Raw genomic sequence first — 13,151 nt, forward strand, 5'->3', positions numbered from 1 at the left:
CGGCCTCACCCGGTCTTCTCGGCGTGGCCGCCGAACTCGCCACGCATCGCGGACAGCACCTTGTCGCCGAACTCGCCCAGTCCGCGCGAGGCGTACCGCTCGGCGAGCGAGGCGCTGATGACGGGCGCGGGCACGCTCTCGTCGATCGCCGCCTGGACCGTCCAGCGGCCCTCCCCGGAGTCCGAGACCCGGCCGGTGAACTGGTCCAGCTGCGGTGAGCGGGCCAGCGCGTCGGCGACGAGGTCGACCAGCCAGGAGCCGATCACGGAGCCGCGCCGCCACACCTCGGCGACCTCGGCCACGTCGATCTCGTACTGGTACGCCTCGGGTTCGCGCAGCGGTGCGGTCTCGGCGTCGACCGTCCTGCGGCCGAGACCCGCGTCCGCGTGCCGGATGATGCTGAGGCCCTCGGCGATGGCGGCCATCATCCCGTACTCCACCCCGTTGTGGACCATCTTCACGAAGTGGCCGGCGCCGCTGGGACCGCAGTGCAGGTAGCCCTCCGGCGCCGTGCCGTCGGTCCGGGTCCTGCCGGGCGTGGGCTCGGCGTTCCCGCGGCCGGGGGCGATGGTGCGGAAGATGGGGTCCAGCCGCGCCACCGGCTCGTCCTCGCCGCCGATCATCAGGCAGTAGCCGCGGTCGAGCCCCCAGACGCCGCCGGACGTCCCGCAGTCGACGTAGTGGATCCCCCGGCCGGCGAGCTGCCGGGCGCGGGCCATGTCGTCGCGGTAGTAGGAGTTGCCGCCGTCGATGACGGTGTCGTCGGCCGCCAGCAGGGCGGTCAGTTCGTCGAGCGTCGACTGCACGACCCCCGCGGGGACCATCAGCCACACGTTCCGCGGGGGTGCCAGCTTCGCCACGAAGTCCTCGAGGGAGGCTGCGGCCGTGGCCCCCTCCTTCTCCAGCTCCAGCATGGCGTCGCGGTTGAGGTCGTGGACGACGCAGGGATGGCCGTCGCGCATCAGCCGCCGCACGAGGTTGGCGCCCATGCGGCCGAGGCCGATCATGCCGAGCTGCACGGGTGAGTCGGTGGCCATCGTCGGTTCCCCGTTCCTCGGCGGCCTCCAGCGGGCCGAAGTCCTGTCCGCCCACGCCTCAGGGCGGTCCTTGGAAATCTACCCATTCGTGGCATTCGGGGCGATGGCGGGACGACGTGCCGCCGACCGGGGTGCGACGGGCGAAGCAGGTCGTGACCTGCGGTGTCCTCGCCTGCCGGACGCGCCGGCGGGTTGCGCCGTACCGGTGACGTTCCTGTCGTGCCGCGCCGAGGCGGGCGGGGCGGTGTCCTCGCGGCCGCCCCGCCCGGCGGGCGCGCGTCAGTGCGCGACGGCGCAGTTCCGCCAGGCCGTGGCCAGGGCGCGGGGGATCTGCGGGATGGCTCGGCAACCGCCCTCGCTCGGGGGGAAGCCGTCGGTGGCGAAGTAACTCCAGTCGCTCCCGGAGGCTGCGCGGAAGTACTTCATCGCGCTCCCCTCGTCCTGCAGGCCCACCAGCTCGCCCTCGGTCGCGCCCCGGGTGGGCTGGAACTGCGTGGCCGCGTAGCGGACGGTGCCGCACTGGCCGTAGAAGAACCGCCGCGGCTCCGGCTCGATGTGCGCGAAGCGCGGGAAGCCGCGCTGGTACGCCCGCGTCACCGCGGCCTTGACCTCCCCGCCGGCGGCCAGGTTGCGGCAGCCGGGGACGGAGGCGGGCGCCTTCCGCGTGCCGGCGGTGGAAGGGGAGGAGGGCGTCGGGGTGGCCGACGGGACGGAACGGGAGGGCGACGCCGAGGGAGCGCCGCTCGCCGACGCACTCGCCGACGCGCTCGCGGACGCCTCGGCCGGGGCCGACGCGCTCGGCGCGGGCGAAGTGGCCGTACGGGCAGCGGAGTCGGAGCCGGAGGAACCGGTGCACCCCGTCAGCAACAGGACCCCGCCCAGCAGTGCAGCAGCCGTGGGGACACCTCTGAATCCGGACAACGTGACGCTCCTCGCTGGTTGACGAACCTCGTGCGTACGGCCTCGGCCGACGGAGGCGGTGATCGCTCGCCTCTCACTACTACGCCGCGGCACCGCCGGGTTGCACAGGAGGCCGGATCGACGGTTGCGATTTCGCATACGCGCACACGGTGCGGGGATGTGCGAGGACCGGGAGACGGGCCGTGAGGGGGCCGAGGAGATGCCGTCACGTTCCCTTCGTGGGGGCGGTCCGGCCTCCGGCTCCGGGCAGCGTGGCCCGGGTTCACCATCGGCAGCGCGATCGAGGCCCGCTGTCGAGCCGGTGGTCGTCGTACCACCCGCCTTCCGGGCGGTGGTACGACGACCACCGCCCGGAAGTGGTCACGCGTCCAGGCGCACCGGCATCAGGAGGGAGAACGTGCCCTCGGCGTTCGGGCGGCGGATCGCCAGGGGGGCCGTGGGGGCGCCGAACTCCAGGACCAGCCGGTCCGGGGCCCCGGCGGTGAGGGCCTGGAGCAGGTACTCGCGGTTGACGGCGACGTCGTCCGGGCCCTCGTCGCCGTCCCCGCACACCCCCACCGAGCCGTCGGCCGCCACCGTGAGCACGCTGATCTCCGGGGACTTCCCGTCCTGCTCCCGCGCTTCGCCGGCGCGGACCGGACCGGTCTCCAGCACGGTACGCAGCGCCGGGACCTCGACGGGGACACGGCGCCCCTCCGGCAGGCGCACGATGCGGCGGTAGTCGGGGAAGTCGTGGTCGAGGCAGCGACCGGCCGCCTGCCGGTCCCCGGCCGCCAGGGTCACGTGGTCGCCCTCGACCGTGAACTCCACCGGCGCGTCACCGCCGGCCAGCAGTGCCCGCATGGCGTCGGCGAGCGGCGACGGCACGAGGACCTGCCTGCGGGGACCGCCGTGACCGGTGACGCCGGTCCGCGCGACCGCCATCCGGTACCGGTCGGTGGCGACGACCTGGAGCGTCCCGTCCTCGACGTCGAACAGGACACCTCCCAGCACGGGCAGTTCGGGATCGGTCCCGGCGGCGAAGCGGACCGCGTCCAGCGCGGCGGCCAGGGCGGACGCGGGGACGGTCAGGCGGACGGCGCCGTCGGCGACGGAGGTGGACATGGGGTTCTCCTTGCGGTCGAGTAGGGCCCGGATCGCGGAGAACTCGGCGCGGGCGTCGGACAGCCCTCGTTCCAGGCGGCGCAGTTGCGCCTCGAGCAGCTTCCGGACGAGTCCGGTGTCCTCGCCCGACCAGCCGGCCAGCACCAGGCGGACGTCCGCGAGCGGCATGCCGGTCCTGCGCAGCCGGGCCAGCAGCCTGGCCTCCTCGAGCTGTTCGGGGCCGTACCAGCGGTAGCCGCTCGACGGGTCCACCCGGGTCGGGACCAGCACCCCTGCGGTGTCGTAGAACCGCAGTGCGCTCACCCCCAGTCCACTGTCCCGGGCCAGCTCACCGATACTGCGCATGTCGTTCTCCACACCCGGGACTCTGCCCCCTCCACCAGGTCGAGGGTCAACCTGCCTTCCCGGCCGGGCTCCAACCAGACGCGCAGGTCGCAGGGTTGAACGGGGCGTGACGTCCGGCACCGGGGAGGGGAGGCGTTCTTCATCTGCCCGTCACGCGTCCGCCAGGAGCCCCGACCACGATCGTGATCGTTCCTGTCGCCGTCCCTGGAGGACCTTCGCCATGCTGCGCCGGACCGTGTCCGCACTCGCCGTCGTCTTCGCGCTCGCCGCCACCACCACCGGCACCGCCGCCGCCACCACGGGCAAGGCCCCGGCCGCCGACGGCCGCGGCGCCCGCGTGCTGGACGTGATGACGTTCAACATCCACCACGCCCAGGGCACCGACGACGTGCTCGACGTCCCGCGGATCGCGGACGTCGTCCGCCGCAGCGGCGCCGACGTGGTCGGCCTGCAGGAGGTCGACAACCACTACTCCGCGCGCAGCGACTGGGCCGACCAGGCCGCCGACCTCGCCGGACTGCTCGGCTACCACGTCGTCTTCGGCGCCAACATCGACAACGCGCCCCCGGCCGGCAGCGACCACCGGATCCAGTACGGCACCGCGATCCTCTCCCGCTACCCGATCACCGCGTCGGAGAACACCTGGCTCTACAAGTCGCCCGGCCAGGAGCAGCGCGGGCTGCTGCACGCCACCTTGAACGTGCGCGGCAAGTCCGTCCAGTTCTACTGCACGCACCTGGCGGCCAGCTCGCAGACGGACCGCCTGCAGCAGACCCCGCAGATCGTCGACCTGATCGGCGACAAGGAGCCGGCCGTCCTCGTCGGCGACTTCAACGCCCTGCCGGCCGCCCCCGAGTCGCAGCCGCTGCAGTCCCGCTACACCGACGCGTGGGCCCGTTCGGCGCACGGCCGCGGCGACGGCGCGACGTACCCCGCCGAGGCCCCGACCGAGCGCATCGACGCCATCTACACCACCCGCGACGTCAAGCCGCTGGTGACCCGCGTGGTGCAGGCCGACCCCACGGCCTCCGACCACCTGCCGCTGGTCAGCAAGGTCCTGGTCACCCCCTGATCAGGAGCCGGGGCCCAGCCGCTCCACCACCGAGCGGAGCTGGTCGGGGTCGAGCTCGTAGACCGTCTCGCCCGCCCGCGGGTCGCGCGCGTGCAGCACGTGGAAGAGCGGGGCGTGCGGGCCGCCGAGGTCGACGAGGGTCGCCGAGGCGCCGCGTACCGCCCGCTCGGTGCCCTGCGGGCCGGTGAGGTCGATGCGGCTGAGGACCCCCGGGGTCACCCACACCGGGACCGGGCCGAGGTGGCCGAAGAGCTGCAGGTGGAAGTGGCCGCACAGGACGAGCCGTACGTCCGTGCCGCGCAGCGCGTCCGCCAGTGCGGCCCCGTCCTGCAGCCCGAGGGCCTTCTGGGTCGCCACGTCGAGGGTGACGGGCGGGTGGTGGAGGACCACCACCGTTCCGTGCGGCGCGGGTTCGCCCAGCACCTCGCGGAGCCAGCCGAGCTGACGCGGGCCGACCCGGCCGTACACCTTGCCGGGGACGAGCGAGTCGAGGGTGACGAAGCGGTGGCCGCCGATCACGCTGACGGCCGCCCGCTCGCCCTCCGGGGAGTCGACGACGGCGGTCGCGAGGTCGCCGCCGTCGGCTCCCAGGTGGCCGCTGCCCAGCACCTTGGCGAACGCGCCGCGCTCGTCGTGGTTGCCGGTGCAGAACACCACGGGCGCCCGCCGGGCCGCGGCGAACTCCCGCACCATGCCGCGGGCGGCGGTGTACGCCTCAGCGGAGCCGTCGTCGGCGACGTCACCGCTGACGACGACGGCGCCGACGTCCGGGACGGAGTCGAGGGCGGCGAGCATCCGGCGCAGGGACTCCCGCGCGTCGATCTTGCGCGAGTTGGGCCCCTCGACGGGGCCGATGTGGATGTCGGACAGGTGGAGGATCCGCATCCCGACCACGGTACGCACCGCTTGACGCGGCGTCACCGGGGCTGGGAGCCGGACTCAGCGGTGCCGGCGTGCGGTCACTTGAGCCGTTCGAGGCAGAGCGTGAAGTCCCGGCCGGAACCGCCCTGGGTGTAGCGGCTGTACTGCTCCTCGCAGGTTCCGTCCGTCCCGGACTGCCTGTCGGCCACCTTGAACTGGGCCTTGGAGTCGCCGCAGTCCACGATCTCGAACTCCGGGTCCCCGACGGAGATCACGCCCGTGGCCGCCGCGTTCCCCGCGTGCAGGCAGTCGCCGGCGTCGGCGGTAGCGGCGCCCCCGAACCAGGTGGTGTAGCCGCCGTAGGCCACGACCCCGATCACCACCACGCTGAGGATTCCCTTGATGATGCCCTTGACGCTCCGGGGCCGCCGGGGCGCGGGCGCCGGCGGGCCGGGCACGCTGTACGGGTTGCCGCCCTGGGTTCCGTACGGGGCGGGCGGCTGCTGGTTGTACGGGTTGGTGCCGGGCGGCGGCGGAGTGGTCATCGCGGGTCCCCCTGGGGTGCGTAAAGGCAAGGTCAAGTGGCCGGTGGAAGCTATCACCGGGAGCGGGTCATGTGGCCAGGAGGCGGAAATCTGTGGCCTTGGCGTGACAGTCGGCAGCGCCGGCAGGTGCCCGGGAGAGCCGCCGTTGTTGTCAGCCCCGAATTCCAGGGGCGTGACGTGACGCGCCGGGCCGGGGTCGATGGGGACAGGGGGTCGCGCACAGCGGACGGACCCCACCGGGACATCCGGGTGGTCCCGCCGGGACACCCGTCCCGCCGCTTGCCGGACGTAGTACGACTACGGGTATCGGGAGTACACGGACCACCACTACACGGATTCCTACGACTACTACGACGGGTACTCGGCGTACCACTTAGCCGGGGCCGCCGCCCGGTGGCACACGGGTTCCGGCCCGGCGGTGTGAACCGCCGGGCCGGAACCGTTCTTCGCTCAGGGGCCTCCACGGGTTGGCGTCCCGTGCGCGACCGTGTGCGCCAAAACCTTCCTTCGGCTGCCGGAGGAAGCGCGCTCGTCAGGCGGCTCGGGTGCGCAGCCGGTGGCTCTTCCAGCCCAGCAGCAGGGCCTGGAGGATGAACCACACCCCGCCGCCCGTGGCGTACGTCGACAGCACGTCGAGCGAGGGGTCGTCGCCCACGGCCTGGACGTTGTAGAACACGCCGACCAGGAAGGACAGTCCGCCCGACAGCAGGGTCGGCCACTGGTTGCCCAGCTCCGAGCGGCGCCGCCGCAGGCCGACGACCACTTGGGCCGCTCCGGAGACGGCCGCCCAGGCGCCGAACACGTGAAGCACCGGCTCCACGCCGCCCGCTCCGGCGATGCCGACGGCGAGGGCGGCGCAGGCGCTCAACACGCCGTTGAACGCTGTGACCCGGCGTTCGGAGCCGTCGGGGGTGGCGCGGTGGTCGATCAGCGAGGACACGGCGTCGATCAGCGGGTAGACGACCAGCAGCGTGATCGCCGGGGCATCGACGGAGTCATGGGCACCGGCGAACACCAGGGCCCACACCACGGCCAGGACGCCGCGGCCCAGGTACAGCCTCAGCAGGGTGGAACGTTCCCCCGTCGTTCTCCGGGTCGGGAGAGTCGCCGTCTGCGTACTCATGGTGTTCGGCCTTTCTCGGGTGAGTCGGACGGGTGGTGGCGGTGTCAGTGCCGGCGCGGGAGGACGCACCGGAAGCTGGAGGCGACGTCCGGGTCTCCATGACCCTTGTAACGGGACACCTCGGGGTAGCCGCACAGGTCACGGGTGACGCTCTTGCCGGAGGCGCCGATCAGGGTGGCGGGCAGCGTCTTGGGGGCCTTGCCGTGCTCGACCCAGGCGGTCAGCGCGGCAAGGCCGTCGGCCGAGCCGTCGCTGCCGGTCAGACCGCAGTGGTCGGTGCCCGGGGCGAGGAAGAGGCGGTAGAAGTCGTCAACCCGCTTGGCGCCGCCCATCTTCCGCTCGACCCGCTCCCGGTACGCGACGGTGCCCTGGGCGGGGATGAACTGGTCCGCCAGGCCGTGCCAGGTCAGCAGTTTGCCGCCGGAGGCGCGGAAGCCGGACAGGTCGGGGTCGTCCGTGCCGATCACCTTGTCGTACTCGGCCCGGGACTGCTCGAACAGCTGGGTGAACTGACGGTAGGTGACCTTCGAGAGGTCGAAGGAGGAGTCCTTCTCCAGCCAGAGCCGGACCCACGCGGCAGGTACCGGGAAGGGGTTGCCCTTGACGGTGCCGTCGGGGTCGGTCGTGGTGGCCGCGAGGCCCTTGAGGTCGGCCCCGACCGGGACGCCGGACCACAGCTTCCGGCCGGAGGCGGTGTGCGGGCCGTCCCAGATCTTGCGCACCACGGCCGCGTCGGCCGCCGTGATGGTCAACTGCTCTCCGTGGCACACGACCTTGGTGCCGATCAGCTTGCGAGGGTCGACGTCGCAGCGCTCCGGGTCGTTGACCAGGCCGTCCCTGACACCGTCGAGCGAGTCGCAGGCCTTGACGGCGGCGTTGGTGAACGCGTCCAGTTCGCAGTCGGCCGGGTAGGTCTTCTCGTTGTTCATGACGACCTGCGGCCACAGGGTGGCGACCTCGAACTCGTCCCAGTTGACGGCGGGCGCGTCGGCGAGGATGCCGTCGTAGTCGTCGGGGTGGCGCTGGGCCTCCATATAGCCCTGGCGTCCGCCGGTGGAGCAGCCGGTGAAGTAGGAGTAGGCGGCGTGCTTGCCGTAGACCGCGCCGACGACCTCCTTGCCGACGACCGCCGCCTCGTGCTGGGAACGGGAGGCGAAGTTCTTCAGCGGGGTGGTGTTGACCTCGCCGTCGCTGTTCAGCGCCCAGCTGACGTCGAGGGCGTCACCGACGCCGGCGTCCGTGGTGGTCGCCGCGTAGCCGTTCTTGACCGCGGTGCCCATCCCGACGCCGTTGTCCCCGGCGAGGTAGGCGCTGCCGCCGAGCGCCTGGAAGCGGCCGTTCCAGCCCTTTTCGGGCAGCCAGGTGGTCACCGTGGCGTGGTCGCCCTCGCCTGGGTGGGTGAGGGCGACGGTCACCTTGCAGAAGGCCGGGACGCCGGTGACCTCGCCCCGCAGGACACCGGTCCCCTTGATGGTGCCGCCCGCGTCGCGGACCGCCGCCACGGCCTCCACCTCGGTACCGGCCGGGGCCGGCACCGGCATGGAGGCGCAGGTGGACGGTGCGGCCGAGGCGGGAGTGCGGGTCTCCGCCGAAGCGGTCGGCAGGTACACCGCTGCGACCAGCGGAACTCCAGCCGCGATCACCGCCAGAAGTTTCTTCTTCATCGTTTTCACATCCGCTGAGTAGGTGCGCGCCCGACTGCGGCGACACATGTGCGCTTCGCACGTCGAGGAGGGTGAGGGTGGGCCTACGAGCCGGCTGCCCCGTGACCTCGGTTGATGCCCCGGGACGTCCTCGGGGCGCCAGGGCCGACAAGAACGTATCACCGGTTAAGGTGGTGACGAAAGTGCGGCAGTGCGGTGCGCCGATCCGCTGCGGGCAACGCGCCGACGTCGCGGACCGCTATGTCGATTTCGCGCACACGAGGACCGGCGTCAACGGCGGCGCGACGCCGGATGCGCGACCCATGCGGTGGGCGCGCTGCGCGGCAGCAAGGGCATGACCGTGCCGCCCGACGCCATGCCGACCGGCCGGGCCGACGTGATCGAGTAATTGCGGCACACCAGCGAGGCCGGGACATGGCTCGGCGGGCTCCGCGACGGCTGCGTCACCGAGTGCCCGGGCGGCCGGCTGTGTCCGTGGCTGGACGCGCATCCGGATGCGGGCCTGCGGCGGCCTTGTAGCGGGGGCCTCAAACCAGGCCGCTGATGCCGTCCCCCAGGAGCTTCAGGCCGAGGACGAGGAACAGGACGGCCATGATGGCCGCGTTGTGCCGGGCGGCCTGGTCCCGCCAGTTGGCGAGGATGCCCTTGGCCCGTTCGCCCATGCACAGGTACACGACGAGCGGGGCGAGGACTCCGAGCGACGCGATGACCACGAAGACGGCCAGCGCCCCGATCTGCTGCGGCACGGGGATCCCCGACGAACTGATGGAGGCGCCGGCGGCGATGGTCAGCGGGGCGTTCTTGGCGTTCGCGGCCGAGAGCAGCAGCCCGAGGCCCAACACCTTCGGCGGGGTGAAGCGGTCGATCGCCGCCATCCACTTTGGCAACCGCGCCTGTGCGGGGTAGCGCGGACGCCCCCGCCACTGCCGGGCGGCGAACAGGAGGAGCAGGACGCCCAGCGCCAGTTTGAGCGCTCCGACCCACGTGGCCGGCCGGTGGGACGTGGACGCCCCGCCCGGACCGCCCACCGCCAGCATGATCGCACCGAGGACGGCCAGGCCCAGGAGCCAGCCGACGGCGAACAGCGCGCCGTTCAGCCGCCCCTGCGGGGTGGCCAGGATGAGGATGATCGCCACGATGGGGAGCGGGCTGACCGCGACACCGGCGGCCAGGCCGAGCACGTCGCCGACGGCGTGTCCCAAGGCGGCCTCCTCGAAGGCGGAGAGTTCACGTGCCCGTGCGCGCCGGCCGGGCTCGGTAGTCGGTCGTGGGACGGCGGCGAGGCGGCGGCTCGGGGATCGTGCCGTACGGGTGACCGGCGAGCCCGATGCCGGCTCACCGTGGGGGAGGGCCCGGCGCCCCAGGCGATGCGCCGGGCCCTTTCGTGGTCTACCACCAGATGACGACGTATCCGGGGCCGCCGGGCAGGCCGTTGTAGTCGTTGGGGGGCGGGTGGGGGGCGCCGTTGCCGCCGATGCCCGCGAACGGTGGTGCCGGCTGGATGACGCCGTCCACCGCCGGACGGCCTCCCAGACCCGGCGGAGCCCCGACCACGGTGGGCCCGCCGGCTCCGCCGACCGCGCCTTGCCGGACGGTGCCCTGGCCGGGGCAGGAGGCGGTGCCGCCCACGCCCCCGGACGCGCCGACCCCGGCATTGCCGCCGTTCGCGACCACGACGTTGCCGAGACCGTTGTCCACGGTGCTGGGTGTGCCGGGCTGGCCGTTCCCCAGCTCGGGCCCGCCTGCCCCTCCTGTGCCGATGTCCACCGCGACCGGCGTGCCCGGCTGGACGGGAAGGACGCACCAGGCGAAGCCCCCGGCGCCGCCGCCCGAACCGGTGAAGAGGGTGCCGTCACTTCCCGAACCGCCCCCGCCGGAACCCCATGCCTGGACGAAGACCGAGGCGACCCCGGCAGGCGGCACGAATTGACCGTCGTTGAGGAAGTCCACCAGGCCGTGCCCCGGGGCGGTCCCAGGAGGCCCCTGCGGCCCCTGAGGGCCCTCGGCTCCGGCGGGTCCCTGCGGGCCGGTCTCGCCCTGGGGACCCGCCGGGCCGGCGGGACCGACGGGGCCCTGCGCTCCCGGGGCTCCGGGTGGTCCGGGAGGCCCGGGCAGGCCGGGTGGGCCGGGCGGCCCGGGAATCCCGGGCCGCCCCGGGTGCCCGTGGTACCCCGGGCGGCTGGGGCAGTACCCGGGGAGGTAGGGGAGCAGCAGGCACGGGTCGGCGAGGGCGGTTCCAGCGCCGGGTTTCACGGGTCTGGCGGCGCCTGCGTCGGCGCTCCCCGCATGCGCAGCACCTGCCAGGGCACCGAACGCCAGGGCCACGCCCGCTGCCATCGCCCACACCGTCCGAGTTGTGGCCATTCCGGACAACACGTCACCTCCAGGAAAGGGTCCGCTACGGGCGGCAGCTGCCGGCACCGGCAGGGAGAAGCCGTGGTGGACAGCGGCGAGCCCTCAGCAAGAATCACCCTGTGTGACGCGACGTGCACATCAGCAGGCCGACCGGGTGACCCGGCGCATGGAGCCGGTCGGCTGCCGGAGCGTCAGGCGACGGTCCGTCACGGAGCCGGAAGGGTGCGGCGCGTGACCCAGAAGCGACGGAGGGCCCAGGCGGCGCCGAGTACGGCGCCCGCCCAGACGATGATCTCGGCGACAAGGATTCCCGGCGTCACGGTGAGGTGCGGCCGAGGTGGCAGGACGACCATTTGCGTCGCGGCCCCCACGGGAACCACCAGGGCCGCGAGCATGCCGACCAGCCCGGGCCTCCTGATGGCCGCCCCGATCACCCCCAGGACGGGCCCGAAGAAGACGCAGACCGCCAGCCAGACCACGATCGACGACATCGCGTCGGTGCCGGCGGCCGACTCCGTCACGAAGTAGCCCACCGTGGCCGAGACCAGCGCCGACATCGCGGCCGCCACACCGCGGCCCCATGTCGCACCGAGCCAGCCCGCCCCCACCCCGAGCGCCGCCCAGCACCAGCCCGCGTCCGTCAGAAGGCCCAGCACCTTGGCGGCTTTGGCCAGGCCCGTGCCGTGCAGCGGCATCCCCCACCGCGTGTAGGGCGACGAAATGATGTTCGCGAACGCGGTAGCCGCCCCGAACAACAAGCCCAGCAGCAGGCTCCCCGCTGTGATCTTCATTCGGCGAGGCTAGCGGGCGTCCTGCCCCGCTCGCTCTCAATGCCGTGGATCCATGGGCTTGTTGAGGTAGGCGAACCTGCCGTTGGGGGCCGGCCGGAGTGTCCCGTGGAGCGCAAAGCGCCCGCCTCCACCGCTGGGACGGGCGCTTCGGGTGGGCCGGGCCCGTGCCGACCGGGCCGACGGCCACCGCGCAGCACGGCCGATCACCGTGCTGACGCAGACTGCCCTGTCATGCAGCCTGCACCCACGGAGACCGGACAGCCCGCAAGGATGTGACAACGAGCCGCGCACGCGGGCGTTCTGACGGGCTTGTCATCATCCGTTCGTCGTCATCCGCCCGCGTCCACCCGCCGACCGCCCCCGGGGCGACCACGGCCCGAGGGCGGTGGCCTCCGGCCTGACCGACATCAGACGTCCGAGGCCGTCCACCGGACGCATTCCGGCCGGCGGATCCGTCCGGCGAAGTGGAGTCGCCGGCAGAAGAGGGCCTAGCGGGTGCCCTCGACGACGACGTCGTGGTCGGCGCTGAAGATGACGACCTTCTCGATCCGGTCGCCGTCGAGGTGAAGCGTTTCGGATCCCTGTGCCGACTTGCCGCCCGGGAACCCGAAGTCCCAGACCCAGTGGATGAATTCCCGGTTCTGGAAATGGCTCACGAGCCGGCCGTACAGGGGCGGAGCCTTGCTCTGCACCACGCTGATGTAGTCGTTGACGGCCTCCCGCCCGACGAACAGGTCGTCGGGTTCCATGAGCGCGATGTTCTCCGTGTAGACGTCCTCCATCGCTGCGGCGCGCTCGGCCTGGTCCGGGATCATCCAGACCTCGAGGTGCCTGGCGATGAGCACGCGGGCGTGATCCGAGCCACCGGTGAGGCTCAGGTGGAGCCGGGAGATCCGTCCGTCCGGGTCCAGGGTCGCGGCGACGCGTCCGCTTCCGGAGCATCCGTTGCCCCTCGGGTCCAGACCGGCCTGGCTCCACGTGCCCGCGAGGGAACCGTCCGTCTGCTCCGCCGCCGTCCAATGGATGCGGAACTCGGCCCACTTGGCCGCCTGCTCCCGGTGGAACTCGAGGGCCGGCTCCAGGCCCTGGACCATCTCCCCGCTGTGCATCACCAGGACGTTCTCGGCGAGAACCTCACGGAGGCCCTCGAGACCGGCCTGGCCACCGGATGCCGAGTTCACCATGTCGAAGTATCGGTCGAGCGCTGTTGTCACGCGTACTACCCACTCTGTTGCTGCTCAGTATGTGCGATTACCCATCGGGCACGGCGGCCCCGCAGGATTTCCCGCTGTTCCGCCGCAGGCCCACCAGTGAGACGAGCCGGTCCGGGGGG

Annotated in this window: 13 protein-coding genes; 2 read left to right on the forward strand and 11 right to left on the reverse strand. The window is 72.8% G+C overall.

Annotated elements, in window-relative coordinates; all coding sequences use genetic code 11:
* Positions 1 to 5: 5 nt before the first annotated feature.
* Both gnd and ACZ7MY_RS22480 read right to left on the reverse strand, forming a co-directional pair.
* Positions 6 to 1,037 (reverse strand): phosphogluconate dehydrogenase (NAD(+)-dependent, decarboxylating), encoded by a 1,032-nt coding sequence (gnd, locus tag ACZ7MY_RS22475; RefSeq protein ID WP_499604041.1) that lies wholly within the window; start codon positions 1,035 to 1,037, stop codon positions 6 to 8.
* Positions 1,038 to 1,316: 279 nt separating this feature from the next.
* Positions 1,317 to 1,634, reverse strand: coding sequence for a hypothetical protein (locus tag ACZ7MY_RS22480; protein ID WP_499604043.1), 318 nt, complete (start codon positions 1,632 to 1,634; stop codon positions 1,317 to 1,319).
* 100 nt (positions 1,635 to 1,734) lie between these two features.
* Here ACZ7MY_RS22480 and ACZ7MY_RS22485 point away from each other — a divergent pair, with 100 nt between their 5' ends.
* Positions 1,735 to 1,980, forward strand: a complete 246-nt coding sequence (locus tag ACZ7MY_RS22485; RefSeq protein WP_499604045.1) for a hypothetical protein — start codon at positions 1,735 to 1,737, stop codon at positions 1,978 to 1,980.
* A gap of 338 nt (positions 1,981 to 2,318) precedes the next feature.
* Here the strand turns inward: ACZ7MY_RS22485 and ACZ7MY_RS22490 are convergent, their stop codons facing one another.
* Positions 2,319 to 3,407 carry a DNA polymerase III subunit beta family protein gene (locus ACZ7MY_RS22490; RefSeq protein ID WP_499604047.1) on the reverse strand — a complete coding sequence of 363 codons (1,089 nt, stop codon included), beginning with the start codon at positions 3,405 to 3,407 and terminating at the stop codon, positions 2,319 to 2,321.
* A 220-nt stretch (positions 3,408 to 3,627) separates the two neighbouring features.
* Between ACZ7MY_RS22490 and ACZ7MY_RS22495 the strand changes: the two genes are divergently transcribed.
* Positions 3,628 to 4,479, forward strand: coding sequence for an endonuclease/exonuclease/phosphatase family protein (locus ACZ7MY_RS22495; RefSeq protein ID WP_499604049.1), 852 nt, complete (start codon positions 3,628 to 3,630; stop codon positions 4,477 to 4,479).
* Here ACZ7MY_RS22495 and ACZ7MY_RS22500 read toward each other — a convergent pair whose 3' ends face one another.
* The 8 genes from ACZ7MY_RS22500 to ACZ7MY_RS22535 form a co-directional block, all read right to left on the reverse strand.
* Positions 4,480 to 5,364: a metallophosphoesterase family protein gene (locus ACZ7MY_RS22500; protein ID WP_499604051.1), complete on the reverse strand. Its 885-nt coding sequence runs from the start codon at positions 5,362 to 5,364 to the stop codon at positions 4,480 to 4,482.
* 74 nt (positions 5,365 to 5,438) lie between these two features.
* Complete coding sequence (locus ACZ7MY_RS22505) at positions 5,439 to 5,885, reverse strand: LppU/SCO3897 family protein (RefSeq protein WP_499604053.1); 447 nt, start codon at positions 5,883 to 5,885, stop codon at positions 5,439 to 5,441.
* Between the two features lie 532 nt (positions 5,886 to 6,417).
* The gene (locus ACZ7MY_RS22510) at positions 6,418 to 7,008 is read right to left on the reverse strand and encodes a DUF308 domain-containing protein (protein ID WP_499604055.1); all 591 of its coding nucleotides are present in this window, start codon (positions 7,006 to 7,008) and stop codon (positions 6,418 to 6,420) included.
* Positions 7,009 to 7,052: 44 nt separating this feature from the next.
* The gene (locus tag ACZ7MY_RS22515; RefSeq protein ID WP_499604057.1) at positions 7,053 to 8,672 is read right to left on the reverse strand and encodes a tannase/feruloyl esterase family alpha/beta hydrolase; all 1,620 of its coding nucleotides are present in this window, start codon (positions 8,670 to 8,672) and stop codon (positions 7,053 to 7,055) included.
* A 527-nt stretch (positions 8,673 to 9,199) separates the two neighbouring features.
* Positions 9,200 to 9,874 carry a GAP family protein gene (locus ACZ7MY_RS22520; protein ID WP_499604059.1) on the reverse strand — a complete coding sequence of 225 codons (675 nt, stop codon included), beginning with the start codon at positions 9,872 to 9,874 and terminating at the stop codon, positions 9,200 to 9,202.
* A gap of 187 nt (positions 9,875 to 10,061) precedes the next feature.
* Positions 10,062 to 10,595 (reverse strand): glycine-rich domain-containing protein, encoded by a 534-nt coding sequence (locus ACZ7MY_RS22525; protein WP_499604062.1) that lies wholly within the window; start codon positions 10,593 to 10,595, stop codon positions 10,062 to 10,064.
* A gap of 638 nt (positions 10,596 to 11,233) precedes the next feature.
* Positions 11,234 to 11,818, reverse strand: a complete 585-nt coding sequence (locus tag ACZ7MY_RS22530; RefSeq protein WP_499604064.1) for a hypothetical protein — start codon at positions 11,816 to 11,818, stop codon at positions 11,234 to 11,236.
* 488 nt (positions 11,819 to 12,306) lie between these two features.
* Positions 12,307 to 13,032 carry a hypothetical protein gene (locus ACZ7MY_RS22535; RefSeq protein WP_499604066.1) on the reverse strand — a complete coding sequence of 242 codons (726 nt, stop codon included), beginning with the start codon at positions 13,030 to 13,032 and terminating at the stop codon, positions 12,307 to 12,309.
* Between the last annotated feature and the right edge of the window lie 119 nt (positions 13,033 to 13,151).

Source organism: Streptomyces sp. NPDC111520 (genome assembly GCF_055635295.1).